This is a genomic window from Brevibacillus sedimenti (assembly GCF_020923495.1).
GTDB lineage: Bacteria > Bacillota > Bacilli > Brevibacillales > Brevibacillaceae > Brevibacillus > Brevibacillus aydinogluensis.
Genome location: NZ_CP064048.1, coordinates 2,090,472 through 2,106,699, shown reverse-complemented (window position 1 = coordinate 2,106,699; position 16,228 = coordinate 2,090,472). Strand labels below are relative to the sequence as shown.

17 protein-coding genes are annotated in these 16,228 nt (G+C 58.2%); 8 read left to right on the top strand and 9 right to left on the bottom strand.

The window, feature by feature from the left end; all coding sequences use genetic code 11:
- Positions 1 to 67: 67 nt before the first annotated feature.
- A complete protein-coding gene (locus IRT44_RS10390; protein WP_256379878.1) occupies positions 68 to 148 on the bottom strand; it encodes a putative holin-like toxin in 81 nt (26 codons plus the stop codon).
- A gap of 176 nt (positions 149 to 324) precedes the next feature.
- Between IRT44_RS10390 and IRT44_RS10385 the strand changes: the two genes are divergently transcribed.
- Positions 325 to 636 carry a YtpI family protein gene (locus IRT44_RS10385; RefSeq protein WP_171565747.1) on the top strand — a complete coding sequence of 104 codons (312 nt, stop codon included), beginning with the start codon at positions 325 to 327 and terminating at the stop codon, positions 634 to 636.
- Between the two features lie 183 nt (positions 637 to 819).
- Here the strand turns inward: IRT44_RS10385 and IRT44_RS10380 are convergent, their stop codons facing one another.
- The 3 genes from IRT44_RS10380 to IRT44_RS10370 form a co-directional block, all read right to left on the bottom strand.
- The gene (locus tag IRT44_RS10380) at positions 820 to 1,431 is read right to left on the bottom strand and encodes a DUF2087 domain-containing protein (RefSeq protein WP_212132281.1); all 612 of its coding nucleotides are present in this window, start codon (positions 1,429 to 1,431) and stop codon (positions 820 to 822) included.
- Positions 1,432 to 1,848: 417 nt separating this feature from the next.
- Positions 1,849 to 3,159 (bottom strand): DRTGG domain-containing protein, encoded by a 1,311-nt coding sequence (locus IRT44_RS10375; protein ID WP_171565749.1) that lies wholly within the window; start codon positions 3,157 to 3,159, stop codon positions 1,849 to 1,851.
- A gap of 288 nt (positions 3,160 to 3,447) precedes the next feature.
- A complete protein-coding gene (locus IRT44_RS10370; protein ID WP_212132282.1) occupies positions 3,448 to 4,605 on the bottom strand; it encodes a DUF445 domain-containing protein in 1,158 nt (385 codons plus the stop codon).
- Positions 4,606 to 4,699: 94 nt separating this feature from the next.
- On the opposite strand from IRT44_RS10370, the gene IRT44_RS10365 reads away from it, so the two are divergent.
- The 5 genes from IRT44_RS10365 (at position 4,700) to IRT44_RS10345 (ending at position 10,871) form a co-directional block, all read left to right on the top strand.
- Positions 4,700 to 6,109 (top strand): YheC/YheD family endospore coat-associated protein, encoded by a 1,410-nt coding sequence (locus IRT44_RS10365; RefSeq protein ID WP_171565751.1) that lies wholly within the window; start codon positions 4,700 to 4,702, stop codon positions 6,107 to 6,109.
- A 6-nt stretch (positions 6,110 to 6,115) separates the two neighbouring features.
- Positions 6,116 to 7,195 carry a YheC/YheD family endospore coat-associated protein gene (locus IRT44_RS10360; protein ID WP_230076628.1) on the top strand — a complete coding sequence of 360 codons (1,080 nt, stop codon included), beginning with the start codon at positions 6,116 to 6,118 and terminating at the stop codon, positions 7,193 to 7,195.
- A gap of 14 nt (positions 7,196 to 7,209) precedes the next feature.
- A complete protein-coding gene (locus IRT44_RS10355; RefSeq protein WP_230076627.1) occupies positions 7,210 to 8,586 on the top strand; it encodes a YheC/YheD family endospore coat-associated protein in 1,377 nt (458 codons plus the stop codon).
- Positions 8,587 to 8,626: 40 nt separating this feature from the next.
- A complete protein-coding gene (locus tag IRT44_RS10350; RefSeq protein WP_171565754.1) occupies positions 8,627 to 9,946 on the top strand; it encodes a YheC/YheD family endospore coat-associated protein in 1,320 nt (439 codons plus the stop codon).
- Positions 9,947 to 10,106: 160 nt separating this feature from the next.
- Positions 10,107 to 10,871, top strand: coding sequence for a hypothetical protein (locus IRT44_RS10345; protein ID WP_212132284.1), 765 nt, complete (start codon positions 10,107 to 10,109; stop codon positions 10,869 to 10,871).
- A 102-nt stretch (positions 10,872 to 10,973) separates the two neighbouring features.
- Here IRT44_RS10345 and IRT44_RS10340 read toward each other — a convergent pair whose 3' ends face one another.
- The 4 genes from IRT44_RS10340 to IRT44_RS10325 all read right to left on the bottom strand — a co-directional run bounded on the left by IRT44_RS10340 (position 10,974) and on the right by IRT44_RS10325 (position 13,413).
- Positions 10,974 to 11,522, bottom strand: a complete 549-nt coding sequence (locus IRT44_RS10340) for a hypothetical protein (RefSeq protein ID WP_212132332.1) — start codon at positions 11,520 to 11,522, stop codon at positions 10,974 to 10,976.
- Positions 11,523 to 11,610: 88 nt separating this feature from the next.
- Complete coding sequence (locus tag IRT44_RS10335) at positions 11,611 to 12,174, bottom strand: peroxiredoxin (protein ID WP_171565756.1); 564 nt, start codon at positions 12,172 to 12,174, stop codon at positions 11,611 to 11,613.
- A 35-nt stretch (positions 12,175 to 12,209) separates the two neighbouring features.
- Complete coding sequence (locus IRT44_RS10330) at positions 12,210 to 12,458, bottom strand: glutaredoxin family protein (protein ID WP_171565757.1); 249 nt, start codon at positions 12,456 to 12,458, stop codon at positions 12,210 to 12,212.
- 31 nt (positions 12,459 to 12,489) lie between these two features.
- Positions 12,490 to 13,413: an NAD(P)/FAD-dependent oxidoreductase gene (locus IRT44_RS10325; RefSeq protein ID WP_212132285.1), complete on the bottom strand. Its 924-nt coding sequence runs from the start codon at positions 13,411 to 13,413 to the stop codon at positions 12,490 to 12,492.
- A 209-nt stretch (positions 13,414 to 13,622) separates the two neighbouring features.
- On the opposite strand from IRT44_RS10325, the gene IRT44_RS10320 reads away from it, so the two are divergent.
- Together IRT44_RS10320 and IRT44_RS10315 are read left to right on the top strand one after the other, a co-directional pair.
- Positions 13,623 to 13,811, top strand: coding sequence for a helix-turn-helix transcriptional regulator (locus tag IRT44_RS10320; protein ID WP_171565759.1), 189 nt, complete (start codon positions 13,623 to 13,625; stop codon positions 13,809 to 13,811).
- Between the two features lie 14 nt (positions 13,812 to 13,825).
- Positions 13,826 to 14,221, top strand: a complete 396-nt coding sequence (locus IRT44_RS10315) for a hypothetical protein (RefSeq protein WP_171565760.1) — start codon at positions 13,826 to 13,828, stop codon at positions 14,219 to 14,221.
- Positions 14,222 to 14,292: 71 nt separating this feature from the next.
- Here the strand turns inward: IRT44_RS10315 and IRT44_RS10310 are convergent, their stop codons facing one another.
- Positions 14,293 to 16,197, bottom strand: coding sequence for a beta-N-acetylhexosaminidase (locus IRT44_RS10310; protein ID WP_230076626.1), 1,905 nt, complete (start codon positions 16,195 to 16,197; stop codon positions 14,293 to 14,295).
- Between the last annotated feature and the right edge of the window lie 31 nt (positions 16,198 to 16,228).

Sequence of the window (16,228 nt, the reverse complement as noted above, 5' to 3'; positions counted from 1 at the left end):
TTTCCGCAAAGGGAACGGCCCGTTGGGAAGAGGAGTAGGTCGCGGAGCTGTCGGACTCACGCGCGGCCTACTTCTTTTTGTTCGTCAGGAGCATGACAACCAGGCTTCCAAACGCCAGCATCAGACTCAACGCTTGGTATACGGTCATCGCGTCACCCCCTTTCTTGCAGGGATGGAAGTGCCCCCTTTGCGAACTGATGTGCTATTGTACAAGAAAATTATACCACAAAACCATATGAGAACAAACATTCCCCTGTCCAGATTGCCCGCTTTCGCAAACTTTGGTAGGATAGTACCAGATCGCAGGAGAGGATGAATCCATGCATGTGGTTTGCGACCTATGTAACCGGAGTGCTGGCTTCCCTGGTGGCCAGCGTGTACTACAGCATTACCGCTCGTCAGCGTGGGATGCACCCGTTGGCGTCGCGCATGACCCTGGGCAAGATGAACATGTCGCTCGGCGTGTTGGTCACGCTGCTGGGACTCAATCAGTTGACGTTTGACCAGCTGGACGTGATCCGCGTCGTGATCGCCCTGGTGCTCCTGTTTGTCGGCGGTGTCAACCTGATTCTCGGCACACGCAACTTCCTCCGCTACCGCGCTGCGTGGCAGGCGGAACTGAAAAAAGGCTCGTAGCCGTCAGGGGCCGAGCCTGCCATGGGAACGTTTTTCCTCCGTTCCCATTCGTTTTTTCTGGCCAAAATCGCTGTTCCTGCGTATAATGAGCCTGTGTGACATTCTTGCTTCAGACAACCGAAGCGGCAGGTGCCGACGGTTGTCCTTTTTTTGTTTATGCTGCTTTTGCAGCCGCTCCGCTCTTCAGCGCAGGTCTTCCGCCTTGGCCCACATCTCCGGGGGATTCAACTCGTAGATGCCGTTCTCCCGGTACATATAGTGGTTCATCACAAATTCGCGCCGGATCGTGGCGTAATCGTCGTGGAAGCGGCGGATGTACTCGTTGATTTCCCGCTCCTCGTACTTTCGTCCCCGCTCCAGTCCCCGCACCATGTGTTCGAAGACGATCAGCTTTTTCTTTCGCTGAGTCGGGATGTGCTTCAGCCTGCCGTCCGCCGTGAAGAAATGGCGGATCACCTGCATTTTCTCCGCCGCCCACTTCTCGTCCGTTTCCTCCATCTCTGCCGCTCCTTCCGTTCCTTTCGCCTTGTCCAGCAGGGTCAGAAGCGCCTGCGATTTGCGCGTCAGATTGGTCTCGTGCAGGGTAAAGTAAATCGTGTTTTTTTCCCGCCGCTCATAGACGATCCCGGCCTCGCGCAGCTTTGCCATGTGGTGCGTGATGGTGGGCGGGGTGACGCCCAGCTTGCCGGCCAGCGCTTGGCCGTGCAGCGGACCGTTCGCCAGGAGCGCGACGATGCGCAGACGGGTCGGGTCTCCCAGCGCTTTGTAAAATGTGACCAGCTTTTCCAGCTGCATGGAAACCCCCTCCTTCCGTTTCAATCGTGTATATCGTGTCCATTACATTAGATGATTGTCTAATCATAAACATAAGCCGCTTTTTCTCCGCTGTCAATGCGGACCGCGAAACGTCCGGGCCGGTCAGCACGTATATACCAGTAAGAACTGGAAATGTTCAATCGGCAAAGAAAGAAAAAAGGGAGGACAACCATGCGCGATCAATCCCCCTACCGAATCATTCTGTATATCGGTTATTTCCTGATTGGGATGCTCGGTTTTTTCGTTGCAGTCGGACTGCTCAACTTTTTTCTGTCTTCGTACAGATAACCTCACCAATTGACATTGTACAGGTCAGCAAGCCAAAAAGGCCGTCCGCGGCACTGCCGTCCGGACGACCTTTTTTGTGTGTAATTCCGTTTGCGTGATCCCGATTGATTAGCGATCGATGATCTGCGCCGTTACCATCGCCTGTCCCACCTGCTGGTCGCCGTGGTACACGCAGACTTCCACCTTTCCGAAGCGGCGGCTGATGTCCATGAGGCGCGGCCGCACCTCGATCTGGCTCTCCATCTGCACCGGCTTCAAAAAGTAGACGGTGATGTTCTCCGGCACCATGTCCCCGCGCCGCTGCAGCCGCAGCAGGTTGCACGCCGCTTCCACCATGACGGTGGTCATGATGCCGCTGGCAATCGTCCCCAGGTGATTGGTCATCTGGGGTGTCACTTCCCCCTTGTAGACGAGCTGGTCTCCCTGCCGCTCCTCACGGAAGTGGGACATGATCAGGTTGGGGAACGTCTCGCTCATCTGCGGCTGCTTGGCCGTATACTGCAGCGCCTTCAGCACGTCGTTGCGGCTGAGCACGCCGACCAGTTTGCGGTAGTTGTCCACCACCGGCAGCAGTTCGATCCCCTCCCACACCATCAGATGCGCGGAGGAGGCCACGGAGACGCGCGGCGACGTGGTGATCGGATTTTTCGTCATCACCTTGTCGATCGTCGCTGTCTCCTCGTGGCCGATGATGTCTTTCGACGTGACGATCCCAATCAGCCGCATCTGCTCGTCGACGACGGGAAAACGGGTGTCCTGATACAATTCCGTATACTGGTGCCACTTGGCGACCGTGTCCGTCGGGAGCAGCACGGGCGTCTCCGCCAGCGGTTTGAGGATGTCTTCCACCATGACGATCTCTTTTTTGATCAGCCGATCGTAAATGGCCCGGTTGATCATGGAAGCGACGGTAAACGTGTCATAGCTGGACGAGATGATCGGCAAGGCCAGCTGGTCGGCCAACCGCTTTACCTCTTCACTGGTGTCAAAGCCGCCGGTAATCAGGACGGCCGCTCCCTGCTGCAGGGCGATTTTGTGCGCCTGATAGCGGTTCCCCACGATCAGCAGGCTGCCCGCGTCGATGTAGCGCATCATCGCCTCCAACTGCATGGCGCCGATGACGAACTTGTTCAATGTCTTGTGCAGCCCCTCGCGGCCGCCCACGACGTGACCGTCGACGATGTTGACCACTTCGGCGAACGTCAGCCGTTCAATGTTTTCCTTTTGCTTTTTCTCGATCCGCACCGTTCCGACGCGCTCGATCGTGCTGACGTAGCCCTGCGTTTCCGCTTCCTTGATCGCCCGGTAGGCGGTGCCTTCGCTTACATCCAGATCCTTGGCGATCTGGCGCACGGAGATCTTCGTACCGATCGGAAGACGGTCAATATATTGTAGAATTTGTTCGTGTTTGGTTGCCATCTGCTTGTACCCACCCTCCATCCTATGCTTCCACAGCGGTATCGTTGCCCCCGGCTCGCGCTGCAGCCGGGACCGGCCAACCCGGGATGTTCAGGTACTCTCCTGGGTTCACTATACCCGATGGCCGGGTAAAAAAAAAGAGTAGCTTTGCGGCTACTCCGGCAGAAAGTATATCATTAAGGGGGTTTTCATCGTGTCTTTATCTTACCCCGGTAATATTACAGAAAGATTACAACGGCTTTACAGTTTCGTTTCAGAGTACCATGGCCCAAAAAACAGGCCGCATCGCTATCTCCACAAGGCGGCCAACAGCCCCTGCACCAGTCCGATGACACCTCCCAGGATAAACCCGAGAATGGTGATCATGCGAAACTCCCGTCCGGAAATCCCCACGATCATCTCCTCGATCCGTTCGATCGGGAAGCCCTCCACCTGCCTGGTGACGATGTCGCGGACGGAGAGTTTGTGAAACAGCCGTTCCACATTGTGCTCCACTGTCTCCACCATCCAGCGCGCCAGCCGGGGAATCACCTGGTCCGCCACCGTCTGTCGCAGCGGGGAGAGCAGTTGGCAAAGCGGCTTGTCCAGAAGCCGGACGCCCTGCTCCTCCAGCTTGGCAAACAGGGCAGACGACCACGCTTCCACCTGCTGCGCTCCGATCCAGTCATACACGTCCCGCACGGTTTTGTCCAGCCATCTGTCTGCTTCCTGACGCAAAAAGCGGTTCAGCCGATTCACCAGTTCCGGATGGGCCAGCAGGTCGTCCAGGTAGGGAAGCAGTTTGCCGACGATTTTTTCCTCCGTCAGAAACATGCCGACCAAGCCGCCAAACATGCCTCCTCCGCCGAGCATTCCGCGCATCATCTGCTGCACCGTCTGCTGACCGTCGGGTGAGTGCAGATAGGCGCGAAAACGCTCCAGCAGGAGACGGCTGGCATCCTCCAGCGCCGTGTCGATCCGGGCCATGCCCTCTGCGGGGATCAGTTCGCGCAGCCGCTTCTGTTCATGATGATGAATCAGTTCGTTGACAAACGCCTGCCACCGTTGCTGAAGCGGACGGCGCACGCTCTCGCTTATCCCGCCGTCTTCGGCCAACAGCTCGGGAGCGGCAGCGTGCAGAAACTGGCGCAGGGTGCGGCCGTCCGCACACCATCTGTCGACCACGCCGGTCAGCCAGGTGTTCAACGTTTTCTCCATTCCGCTTTGAGCCAGCGCCCGTTTGATGCCCTCGGCGGTCAGCAGGTACTCTTCCACCAGCCGACCCATGTGGACGGCGATCTCATCCCGCCGGCGGGGAATCAATCCGGGTGTAAACGGCACCCGCCAGCCGCCGATCTGCCACGGTTTGTGCGGGCGAAACAGCATGCGGATCGCCAGCTCGTTTGTCATGCCGCCAATGGCGGAACCGACCGCCACGTTCATCAGCAACACTAACCACGCATTCATCTGGCCAAACGCCCTCTCTTCTCCTCAATGGAACCAAAGTATATGCCTGCTCATAAAATAGACTAACTTCATGTCTGATGGGAAGGGGATTGCCATGTCTTACGTTCCAACGGTTCTGCAATCGTACGATCCCAAGACGGACAACGATTTGTATCTGCCCCAAGCGTGTCTTCGCAAGTGGAAGCTGGACACGTCGACGCTTACTGTCCAGTTTGGCAGCAAGACTGCTTGCGCCCGCGTAACGGGCATGGAACGAAGCGGCCTCACCCTGATTCGCCCCTCACTGGCCCACACGCTGCATCTGCCTATGGGAGTTCCCCTGCTGGCACGTTATTACGCGAGCCAGCAGCGTCTTGTTTTTGGCCCCTATCTGGGCGTTCTGGTCTCCCGCTACAACCCCCAGTCCCCAGCCGCCCCGTTTGGTCCGTTCACCTCGTTCTTCGACGAGATAGCGGACGTCTGCCTCCGCCGCGGCGGAATCGTCTGTGTATTTCGCATGCAGGACGTCAACTGGAAACAACAGATCGTCCACGGCATGGTTCGCCACAACGAAAAGTGGCGGCAAACGGTGCTGCCGTTGCCTCAATGCATCTACAACCGGCTTTCCCGAAAGCGGGAGCAAAGCGAGGCCATGGGTGATTGGATCGAGCGGTGCAAGGAATTCAACATCCCGTTTTTCAATGAACAATTTCTCAATAAGTGGCACGTTCACACAGCGCTGGAAAACGAGCCGGCGGCTGCCGAACACCTGCCGCAGACGGTATGCTATTCCGGTCTGACGGATCTGAAACAGATGCTGGAGCAGCACAAAACCGTCTACGCCAAGCCGGCAAACGGCAGCATGGGCCGCGGCATCATCCGCCTGCGGCGCACCGCCGGCGGGTATCAGACAGCCCGGCTCGGCAGCGCGACCCGATCATTTTCCAGTATTTCCGGCCTGCATCGATACCTGCAGAACCGGACAAACGGAAAGCCGTACCTGCTGCAGCAGGGGCTGCCGTTGATCGGCATCCAGCAGCGCCCCGCCGACTTTCGCGTACTGGTGCAAAAAAACCGCAAAGGCGAATGGGCCGTCACGTCGATGGTCGCCCGTCTCGGCCAAAACAGCATCGTCTCCAACGTCTCCCGCGGCGGCGTGATGATCGGTGCCGCCCAGGCTCTGCGCGTCTGCGGCCCCTGGGCAACGGGTACACGTCCGACCGTCGCGACACTGCGAAGCGTTGCGCTGAAGCTCTCCCGGCTGCTGGAGCAGTCGCTCTCCGGCCGGTACGCGGAATTTGGCGTGGATCTCGGCGTCGACATTCGCGGCCGGGTCTGGCTCCTGGAAGTGAACAGCAAGCCCTCCAAAACGGCCAGCGCGATACCTGAGGCGGCCAGGGAAGACAGCTCTGTCCGGCGCGTACGTCCATCCGTTCTGCGCATGCTGGATTACGCCGCCTATTTGTGCGGGTTTCCCCGGACAGCCAAACGGAAACAAACCGGCAAGAAAATCAGACGAAGGTGACCCTCCATGACGGCAAAGCAAAAAAGCCTGGGCATTATGACCCGATGCCACGGCCCGCATTTTCAGGAAAAATCGTACTACAAAAAACTGGCGCTGATCGGACGCAAGGCAGGCATTCACGTCTTTGTCTTTTCACCGCGCCAGGTTGATTTTGAGTCCCGTACCGTCGCCGGGTTCGAATATCGTAACGGCGCCTGGCGCAGCGGAATCTTTCCGCTGCCGGACGTCATCTACGACCGCTGTTTTGTCGGTCCGTCATACCGCCACTATAAACCATTCGTGAAGAAGTTGCAAAACGACCCGCAGATTACGTTTTTGGGCCACGGTCTCTCCGGCAAGTGGCAGGTGCACCAGATGTTGAGCAAGTCGCCGGAGTTGGCGGCGTGGATTCCTCCGACCGAGATACTGACCATTGCCGCGCTGCGGGAGATGCTGGTAACGTACGGTGCTGCCGTAATCAAACCGTCTGCCGGCACGCACGGTGCCGGCGTGGTGCGGATCGTTCCCACTCTCAACGGCTTCGAGATTGTCGGGCGGGATCGGAAAAACGAGCCGTTTTCCCGCACGATTCGCACAGCGCAAGGGCTGAAGAGCTTCATCGCCAGCTTTACCGCCGGGCGGACGTTTCTGGTCCAGCCGTATCTGTCGCTGCACGCACCGGACGGGACGCCTTTTGACGTGCGCGTTCTGGTGCAAAAGAACGGCCTCGGTACGTGGGAAATCACCGGAAAAGCCGTCCGGCTGGGCGACAAGCGCAGCATCACGTCCAATCTCCACGGCGGCGGCAAGGCTGTGCCGCTGGGTCCTTTTCTCGCCCAGCATTATCAGCCGGAAGTGCAAACCCGCATCGAACAGGAAATCGACCGCCTGGCGACTGAGCTTCCTCCCTATCTCGAGAAGGTGCACGGCCGGCTGGTTGAGCTGGGGATTGACGTCGGCATCGACACGGCGGGCAACGTCTGGATCATCGAGGTAAACAGCAGACCGGGACGGACCGTGTTCCGCCTGATTGACGATCCAAAGGCCCGGCTCCGCTCCATCGCGCATCCGGTTCGCTACGCCCGCTATCTCATGAAAAGTATGTAGGAGGTACACAACGCATGGAATCGATCATAGTGCGGCTCCGCTTCCTGTCCTACCCGCATGTCTCCGGCATTATCCTGCCGTCCCACCTGTTCCAAAAGCTGCTGCTGCGTCCCCGCCAAAAGATCAAGGTCTCGCTGGGAAAACGGGAAGTGGTCACGACCGTCTTTCAGGACCGGCGAAATCCGGACAGCAGTATCGTCAAGGTCACGAGCCTGTTGAAAGCCGATCTGGGCATTCCGCACGGCGGGCTGATCCACATCAAATGGGAAGATGACACCCTGCGCATCGGCCCCTCCATCGGTATTGTCACCACTGGACTGCGCAGCAATTCCCGCCAGCCGATCGGAGCGCGCACCTCGTTTTTTTACAACCTGCTGCAGGCTCAAGAGGGGAAAGGCGTCTTTTACTTTATCTTCTCTCCGCACGACGTAAACTGGAACGATCACCGCGTGGACGCCTGGTTTTTGCGCCCGTCGAAGCGAGGCGGATACGTCTGGCGGAAAATGAACACCGCCCTGCCCGACGTCGTCTACGACCGCATTCCTTCCCGGATGATGGAGCGTCAGGAAGCGGTTCAGGAATTTAAATTCAGGCTGGCTCACTACGTAAATCTGCCGATGTTTAACCAGGGGTTTTTCGACAAATGGACCGTGCATCAAATCCTCTACCCCAATCCCGAAGTGAATGAACACATCCCGGAAACCTATTCCTCGCCGTCGCTGCAGACGCTCCGCACGCTTTTGCGGAAATACCCGCTCGTCTATCTGAAGCCGAAAAACGGCAGTCTGGGGTACGGGATCGTCAAGATCGTCCGCCATCCGGGCCGCGGCTTTGACGTCACCTACCACTCCGGCAGCAAAATCGTCAAGCGGCGCTTTGCCAAGCTCTCCTCGCTGTACCAGCACGTGTTTCGCACCCGCCGTGTCGGCTCCTATCTGGCTCAACAGGGCATCTCGCTCATGACGTTTGACGGCCGGCCGTTTGACTTCCGCGTCCACCTGCACAAGAACCAGCAAAACAAATGGGTCGTCTCCTGCATGGCAGCCAAAGTGGCCGGCTCCGGCAGTGTCACCACCCACGTCCGCACCGGCGGAACCGTCATTCCAGGCGATGAACTTCTGACATACCTGTTCGGCAGAAAGAAAGACCTGATGGTTGAACGCATCACCCGAGCCGCCATCCTCATCGCCACTGCGCTCGAACAGGCGAGAGGGACAGACATGGGAGAACTGGGGCTGGACATGGGGATTGACACCCACGGCCACGTCTGGATGTTTGAAGCCAATTCCAAGCCGGGGCGGTCCATCTTCAAACACGCCAGGTTGAAACAGGCGGACCAGGAATCCAGCCGCCTGCTTGTCGACTACAGTTGCTATCTGGCCAACTTTTAAGCAGCGAGGCGAACCACCGTACAGGAAGGAGGAAACACCCATGCTCCAACAGCGCTCCGGGTGGCTGACCATCCTCCCCAGCGGCCGATGGTTTTTGCACGTCCCGCGACAAGCGCTCACGCCGAACAACCCCCGGCAGTTGATTGCCCACCTGGGGCCGTTTGACTGCAAAAAACGGCTGCACCTGGGCAATCCAAAGCCGAAGCCGGGCCGCATCCGTACCCGCATCAACTGCAAGACCGTCGACAACACTTTGAAGATCGGACCGTTGATCGGCATTCTGACTGTCGGGGACGGACCGACCTTTCTCGGCAATCGTGACCATTTCAAGGACCTCTCCCTCTCCGGCAAAAAGTTGGGCGCGTTGGTCTACGTATTTACTCCACAGGGGATCAACTGGGAAAAGAAACACGTCCGCGGCTATCTGTACGACGATCAGCAAAATCAGTGGCTGGAAACCGTGCTGCCGTTTCCGCACGTCGTCTACAACCGCGTCCCGTCGCGCCAGGCGGAAAGACGCTCGGACGTGAAGCGAGCCCTGGATCAGATCGAGGACTTGCAGAACGTCACGCTTTTCAACCGCTGCTTTTTTGACAAGCACACGCTGTTTCGCATGCTCAGCAGCCACGCAGAGGTAGCCCCCTTTTTGCCGGAGACGAAGAAGCTGGATACGTTTGCCCATTTTCGGACCTTCTGCAACAAACACCGGTTTGTCTACCTGAAGCCCGTTCGGGGCAGGGCCGGTCAGGGCATCATGCGGGTGGAGCTAAACAAGAACGGCTGGTTCCTGCAGCGACTGCAGGAAAAACGCGCGATTTCCCGCCGCTTCTCCTCGCTGTACGCCGTCTGGAAACACGTCAAATTGCACATGCGGAAACAGGGGTACATCATGCAGCAGGGAATCCATCGGGCGCTGTATCTGGGAAAGCCGTTTGACGTGCGCGTCCTGGTGCAGAAAAACGGCAAGGGCGAGTGGTGTGTCACCGGAATCGGCATCCGTCGCGCCGGATCGCAAAACATCACCACCCATGTGCCGCGCGGCGGCTCGATTCACCCCCTGTCCACCGTGCTGAACGCCCTGTTCCAGGAAGATGCTGCGGCTGTTGAAACGAAGATCAAGGAGACCTCGCTGACCATCGCCCGCGCCCTGAACGAAGAGATCAAAGCCTTGGCGGAAATGTCGATGGATCTGGGACTGACCGCGGAAGGACAGCTTTGGTTTTTCGAGGCCAATGCCAAGCCGGAAAAGTTTGACGAACCGTCCATCCGCCGTTCCTCCCTGTCCAACCTGATCCGTTACGCACAATACGTCTCCCGCCTTCCCGGCGGCAAGGGAAAGGCGGCGGGATCGAGGAGCTAAATCGCCGGCTGATTGAGGCCGGCATGTTTTTTACCCATGTGCAATTGTAGGCATAGTACCGAGCATCCGTTTTCTTCCAAATGAGAATTCTCTTGAATTGACGTTGCGTGCATGAGCTTCTAATCCTTGGAAATGATAATGGCAGGAGGTGTAAACACACATGAATCACTTCACACAAAACCAACAATATCAGCAGTTTCCGTCCATCGGTGCCCCTGCCAGCGCCATGTTTCAACCTGGTTTTGCCGGGACCAACGTGCAGGAGGTGCGCCAACTGAACCAAGGCGGTTATTCCGCATCCCTGAGCGGCGGGTACGCGCAGCAAGCTCAACCTCAGCAGCCGATCAGCCATTCGTTCGGCAGCGCTCAAGCCATTTTCCAACCCGGTTTCGCCGGGACTAACGCACAGGAAGTCCGCCAGCAAAACCAAGGCGGCTATTCCGCATTCCTGGGCGGCGGGTACGCGCAGCAAGCTCAGCCGCAGCAGACGATCAGCCCGTCGTTTGGCGGCGGTGTGCAGGCCGTGTTTCAACCCGGCTTTGCCGGCACCAATGTACAGGAAGTGCGCCAACTGAACCAAGGCGGCTATTCCGCATCCCTGAGCAGCGGGTACGCGCAGCAGGCTCAGCCGCAGCAGTCGATCAGCCCGTCGTTTGGCGGCGCCCAAGCCATTTTCCAACCTGGCTTCGCCGGCACCAACGTGCAGGAAGTGCGCCAGCAAAACCAAGTTGGCTATTCCGCATCCCTGGGCGGCGGGTACATGCAGCAGGCTCAGCCGCAACAGTCGATCAGCCCGTCGTTTGGCGGCGCCCAAGCCATTTTCCAACCCGGCTTTGCCGGCACCAATGTGCAGGAAGTGCGCGCCCTCAATGCAGGCCAGCCCGCTCCGCAGCAAACTGGCTCCATCTTCCCGAGCAGTTTCTGATGTCGGCACAACCGGCTTACATGAAAAACGTGACCGTCCCAAAACGGGCGGTCACGTTTTTTCGTGTTGATTGCAAGCATGTCCTGCGCCGGGCAGATTGCCTCAGCCGGAGACGGTCGGCGCAGCGGAGGGTTGGGCTTCTCTTGCGGCCATGATCGCCGCATACAAGTCATGCAGGTCTTGCAGGCTCTGCTCGTCCACGGTAAATGTCACGTCTCCAAACGTGTATCCGTCCCTCTCGACGCACGCCAGACCAGGGCCGTCATGCTGCCACTGCACCTGGACGCAGGCCTCTGTCTCATCCAGCAGCTCCCGCACCTTTACGTGCTTTTCCAACGTATCGCGGAAGCGCTCCATTACCTCCGCCTGACGCTCGTCCTGCCGCGCCAGCCGATAGAGAGCCATCTCTATTTGCAGCCAGCAGGTGACGTAGAAGTGAAACTCCAGAAACAGCGTGGTCATCGCCTGCCGCAGTGCCGCGTCGCTGCCGCTCTCCCCTCTTTGCAGCCAGGCTGCCCTGACGTCCGCCTTTTTCTCCTGGATTAGATCGTAGTGGCTGACCGCTCCCCGGTAAAACTTGCGCACGATGTTGTACAGCATCTCCGGCGTGCGGGGCGGCAGCCCCCGGTAGCGATGTTTGACATCCCGCATCGTCACGTCGCCTCTTCCTGTGGTTTCTCGTGCTTTCATTGTACCGCAGAACCGGCGATCGTGCGCACCAAAAACCTCTGATTACAATTTACAATGTCTTCATGCCGGGCTTCCAGTTGGCCGGGCAGAGACCGCCCGCCTGCAGTGCCTGCAGCACGCGGAGCGTTTCGTCGACGCTGCGGCCGACATTCATGTCCGTCACGACCTGGTAGCGCAGCACACCTTCCGGGTCGATGATGAACAGACCGCGATGGGCCGCGCCGGTTTCTTCGTCAAGCACGCCGTAAGCCCGGGCCGTCTCCTTGGTAAAGTCGCTGGCCAGCGGGAACTTCACGGGCCCGATGCCGTTTTGGTCGCGCGGCGTTTGAATCCAGGCGCGGTGCGTATAGACGCTGTCCGTCGACACGCCCAACACTTCGCAATCCAGGTCGTGGAATTCGTCCAGGTGATCGCTGAACGCGGTCACTTCCGTCGGGCAGACAAAGGTAAAGTCAAACGGCCAGAAGAACAGAACGAGCCACTTTCCTTTGTAATCGGCCAGGGTGACGCGCTCTTCCAGCGTCTCCAGGTTTTTCGTCGTCAGCATGTTAAAATCGGGGGCCGGTTTGCCTACTTTCAGTTCCACTTGCGGTGCTGTCACGTTCGTTGTCATGATGATGTCTCTCCTCTCCGGGTATGGGTATTGGGTTACTGGGCCTGTTCTTCCAGGCTGGCCAGCGCTTTTTTGATGCGGTTCGGGTTAAATCCGAGAATCTGCTTGTCGCCGATCAGCGTCAGCGGCACGGACATCACGCCCAGACGTCCCAGCTCCTCGCGATACGCCTCGTTTTCGTCAATGTTGCGCTCTTCGTACGCGATGTTTTGCTCCTCCAGATAGGATTTCAACTGCTTGCAGAAGCCGCAGTTGGTGCTGGAATACACGATTGCTTGTGCCATGAAATGATCGCTCCTCTTCTCTTTGGAATGCTTATTTGTACTGTGGTACGATTTTGGACCGCTTGTTGATGTACTTGTCGGCAGCCATCGCCGCGATGGCGCCGTCAGCGGCTGCAACGACCGCCTGCTTGACCGGTGTTTTCCGCACTTCGCCGGCGCCAAACACACCCGGTACGGCAGACTGCATGTACTCGTCGAGAATCATGTACCCTTCTTCATCCAGCGGGACCTGATCCTCGAGAAAATCGGTGCCTGGTTTGCTGCCCGACAGGAAGATGAACACGCCGTCGACAGACAGCAGCTCCTCTGCGCCGTCCGGCCGCCGGATGCGGACGCCTTCCACCTTCTGTTCGCCGACGATCTCCAGCGGACGTGTGCGGAACATTACCTCCGTATTGGGCAGCTCCGGCATCTCGTCTACGCCCTGCAGGTCGCCGCGCGGGATGATGAAGGTGATCTTGCCGGCAAATTTGGTCAGCGCCATGGCTTCTTCCAGCGCCTCTTCCGTGTCGCCGATGACCGCGACGTGCTTCCCTTGGTAAAACGCGCCGTCGCAGGTGGCGCAGGTGCTGACACCTCTGCCCAACAGGCGTTCCTCGCCGGGCAGCATGCGGTTGCGTCCCTTGGAGCCGGTGGCGACAATCACCGCTTTGGCTTCAAACGTACCGTGCGCGGTGTAGATGCGTTTCACCTCGTCCTCCACATCCACGGCCGTAATCGTCGTCTGCAGGAACTCGGCGCCAAAGCTCTTGGCCTGCCGATTCATTTTGTCCAGCAGTTCTTTACCCGTCAGCTCGCCTTCCACGCCAGGGTAGTTGGCGATCTTATGGGTCAGGGCAAGTGCGCCGGTGCCGGGCGCTTTGTCGATCACCAGTGTCTTCAGGTTGCCCCTCGCCGTATAGATGGCTGCGGATGTGCCTGCCGGACCTGCGCCGATCACAATCACATCGTACATTCCAGCTCCCCCCTCTTTCCCAAATCAAATTAAAATAATTATCAACTAGGAACAGTTATCATTATACTTGATACAAAATGAAAGTCAATATCTATTTATAATTATTTTAAATAAAAACACGTATGTAAAACATGTTTGACATTTTTCCATATGATTGGTACGCTGTATATGTAAAACATCTTTTACATTTCCCCAATGGAGAGACCGCCATGGAAAACAAGATCAAGCAGCTGCGCAAGCTGAATAACATCTCCCAGGAAGAACTGGCCAAGATGTGCGGCGTCTCCCGGCAGACCATCAACGCCATTGAAAACAACAAGTACGATCCCAGCCTCAAGTTGGCGTTTCAGCTTGCCCGCGCGCTTGGAGTGACAGTCGACGAATTGTTTCACGCGTAAGGAGGAGATGTAAGATGAAGATGACGACACGGATATGGGGTGCCGCAATAATCGGAACGGCCACTGTCATCATTGCGGGGTTTACCGCATATAAGTTGCTGATGGGCCAACCCGTCGGCTTCAATGAGTTGATGCCCACGGCTGTTCTGCTCGGTTCGTTTTTTACCGCAATCACCTGGGGATCGCCTGAAGAGGGCGACGGCCCAGCCCAGGATGAAGAACTGGGTCGGTATATCACGATGAAAAGCGCCAAAATTAGTTACTTTATCCTCATCGGCCTGCTGCTCGCTGCGCTCGCCGTGGAAAAATGGGCGTTCGACCGGGAAAACATGGCGCTGATTGTGGTCACCTGCTTCGCGATGATCGTTTTACCCTTTACGGAATGGATCGTGTCCAGGCAGTACCGCTGAAAGGAAATCTCCCCAACGCACACAAGCCCGAGCTGTCCCGCCCGGGCTTGTGTTTTTTCTCTCCTATAAACCTATAACACGTTGGCTGTGCAGATGTGCCGGTAGCGATTGCAGCGGCCCATCCCCTCCGCGTCCGCTCTCTTTCGGCCGTCAAAGAACAGTCGCTCCGCTTCCAGTTCCTCGATTCGTTCGATCGTTCCCTGCAGATAGTCCGTGACGCGCCGGATCGTTGTGTCAATCCGCGCAAGCAGTCCGCCGTAGCGGATATCCAGCACCTCCCAGCCAAACGGCTTGTAGATGCGATGCCACTGATCGCGATGCACCTGCCGCAGTTCATCGACGCGCCGGTGCAGTTCGGGCAGATCGCGGGTGCACAGCTGCTCCAGCTGATCCCGCCTGTTTTCCTCGTACGAGCGCTTCAGCCTGATGCCGATCTCGCTTTTCACGCTCAAGACTTCACACAGCCTGACCGGCACCTCAAATACGTGCCGCCACGCCTCGTTTTTCCGCGCCGCCTCTGCCAGCGCACCGGCCAGCCAGCGATAATGGGAAGCGACGTCCCGCCCCTCCACGTGCCGGTCAAACAGACCAAGCAAGACGTCCTGCCAGAGCAGGTACCGGCCGGGATTGTCCGGCTCCAGCGGCTGCCGCCACTCGGCACCGGGGGGCGTGTCAATCGAGCCGAGCAGCCTGAACGCATCGGGATCGGCGCCCGTGCAAAAGCGAAATCGCCTGTTCAGCTTGCCCTCGTCCAACTGCCGGGCGTAGCCGTGTTCGGCAAACAGCTGCAGGCCGAGCAGGCTGGAAAACAGGTGATTCTCCCCTCCGTCGTCCATCCAGATCGTGGCAAACACATCCCTGATCCCCTCCCGCTTGCACGCCTCAAGCGCTGCGTTGGTGGCGAGGAACGTTTTCTCGTAATGGGTCCCGATCCCGGAAAACGTCCAGATTCCCCCGGCAAAGACGGGCGGGGAGCCGAACTGCTTGTGCAGACGAATGTACTTCTCGTAAAAGGCCGGGTCGGTGTGGTAGTAGTCCCAGTAGACATACCTGACGTCCTGCGGCATGCCGGCGATCACGTCTTCAGGGATGACGGCGGCCTCATCGTAATAGTCACCTGTCTTTGACCCGATCCGGATGTACATGTCGCTCCAGATCATCGGCGTAAGCCCCAGTCTGCGCGTAATTGCCAGCACGCTGTTCAAGTGCTGCGTCATGATGTCAAACCGGGACCGGTACCCGTGCAGGTCTAGATACCTCCCTCTCCCCAGCCCGTGCGCTTCGTCCATCCCGATGTGAATGTTCTTGCTGCGAAACGGCCTGGAGGCTGCCGTGATCATCTCTTCGACAAATTGATAGGTTCGCTCGTCCCCCGCCAACAGCACGTCCGACGTGTCCCGCAGTCCGTCAGCCGCCTTCCACTTTAAAAACGTCTCCAGGTGAGCCAGGGTCTGGATGCACGGGATGACCTCTATGCCAAACTGATGGGCGTAATCGTCGATCTCCCGTAGTTCCCGGTGCGAGTACCGGCCGCGCATGTAGCCGAAGTAGGGTTTGCTGTCGACAGTGTACGTGTCTTCCGTGTACAGCATCAGCACATTCAGGCCCATGACTGCCATGTGCCGCAGCAGCGTTTTCACGCTGTCCACGGTCGGCACGGCATTGCGCGACGCGTCCACCATCACGCCATTCATGGCAAACTGGGGTTCCTCCCGTATCCGGACCGGCCTGGTTGGCCCCTCCCGCAAAGCCTCTGCGAGCAGGCCAAGACCGCGGAAGAAGTGAATCGGCTGATCGTAGCGAATCTCGCCCCGTCCGTTTTCCCACGATACCGTCAAGTCACCCGGCGTGCGGATTGCGCGAACGGGTATGCCGTCCGGCGCGAGATACACGCCCAGCTGCCCGCCAAGCGCTTCCACACCCGCCGCCAACTCCGCCAGTTCTCCGTCCAGGCAAATGCCAAGCCGTGTGCTCATCCGTTTCTTTTCCTCCCCTTCGCATAAGCAC

What these genes read in the sequence shown, in the direction of transcription:
- IRT44_RS10325 (WP_212132285.1), bottom strand. Translation starts at nt 13,413, where the DNA reads ATGTACGATGTGATTGTGATCGGCGCAGGTCCGGCAGGCACATCCGCA.
- IRT44_RS10385 (WP_171565747.1), top strand. Translation starts at nt 325, where the DNA reads ATGTGGTTTGCGACCTATGTAACCGGAGTGCTGGCTTCCCTGGTGGCC.
- IRT44_RS10320 (WP_171565759.1), top strand. Translation starts at nt 13,623, where the DNA reads ATGGAAAACAAGATCAAGCAGCTGCGCAAGCTGAATAACATCTCCCAG.
- IRT44_RS10360 (WP_230076628.1), top strand. Translation starts at nt 6,116, where the DNA reads ATGACGGCAAAGCAAAAAAGCCTGGGCATTATGACCCGATGCCACGGC.
- IRT44_RS10350 (WP_171565754.1), top strand. Translation starts at nt 8,627, where the DNA reads ATGCTCCAACAGCGCTCCGGGTGGCTGACCATCCTCCCCAGCGGCCGA.
- IRT44_RS10310 (WP_230076626.1), bottom strand. Translation starts at nt 16,197, where the DNA reads ATGAGCACACGGCTTGGCATTTGCCTGGACGGAGAACTGGCGGAGTTG.
- IRT44_RS10335 (WP_171565756.1), bottom strand. Translation starts at nt 12,174, where the DNA reads ATGACAACGAACGTGACAGCACCGCAAGTGGAACTGAAAGTAGGCAAA.
- IRT44_RS10380 (WP_212132281.1), bottom strand. Translation starts at nt 1,431, where the DNA reads ATGCAGCTGGAAAAGCTGGTCACATTTTACAAAGCGCTGGGAGACCCG.
- IRT44_RS10365 (WP_171565751.1), top strand. Translation starts at nt 4,700, where the DNA reads ATGTCTTACGTTCCAACGGTTCTGCAATCGTACGATCCCAAGACGGAC.
- IRT44_RS10345 (WP_212132284.1), top strand. Translation starts at nt 10,107, where the DNA reads ATGAATCACTTCACACAAAACCAACAATATCAGCAGTTTCCGTCCATC.
- IRT44_RS10340 (WP_212132332.1), bottom strand. Translation starts at nt 11,522, where the DNA reads ATGCGGGATGTCAAACATCGCTACCGGGGGCTGCCGCCCCGCACGCCG.
- IRT44_RS10370 (WP_212132282.1), bottom strand. Translation starts at nt 4,605, where the DNA reads ATGAATGCGTGGTTAGTGTTGCTGATGAACGTGGCGGTCGGTTCCGCC.
- IRT44_RS10375 (WP_171565749.1), bottom strand. Translation starts at nt 3,159, where the DNA reads ATGGCAACCAAACACGAACAAATTCTACAATATATTGACCGTCTTCCG.
- IRT44_RS10330 (WP_171565757.1), bottom strand. Translation starts at nt 12,458, where the DNA reads ATGGCACAAGCAATCGTGTATTCCAGCACCAACTGCGGCTTCTGCAAG.
- IRT44_RS10355 (WP_230076627.1), top strand. Translation starts at nt 7,210, where the DNA reads ATGGAATCGATCATAGTGCGGCTCCGCTTCCTGTCCTACCCGCATGTC.
- IRT44_RS10390 (WP_256379878.1), bottom strand. Translation starts at nt 148, where the DNA reads ATGACCGTATACCAAGCGTTGAGTCTGATGCTGGCGTTTGGAAGCCTG.
- IRT44_RS10315 (WP_171565760.1), top strand. Translation starts at nt 13,826, where the DNA reads ATGAAGATGACGACACGGATATGGGGTGCCGCAATAATCGGAACGGCC.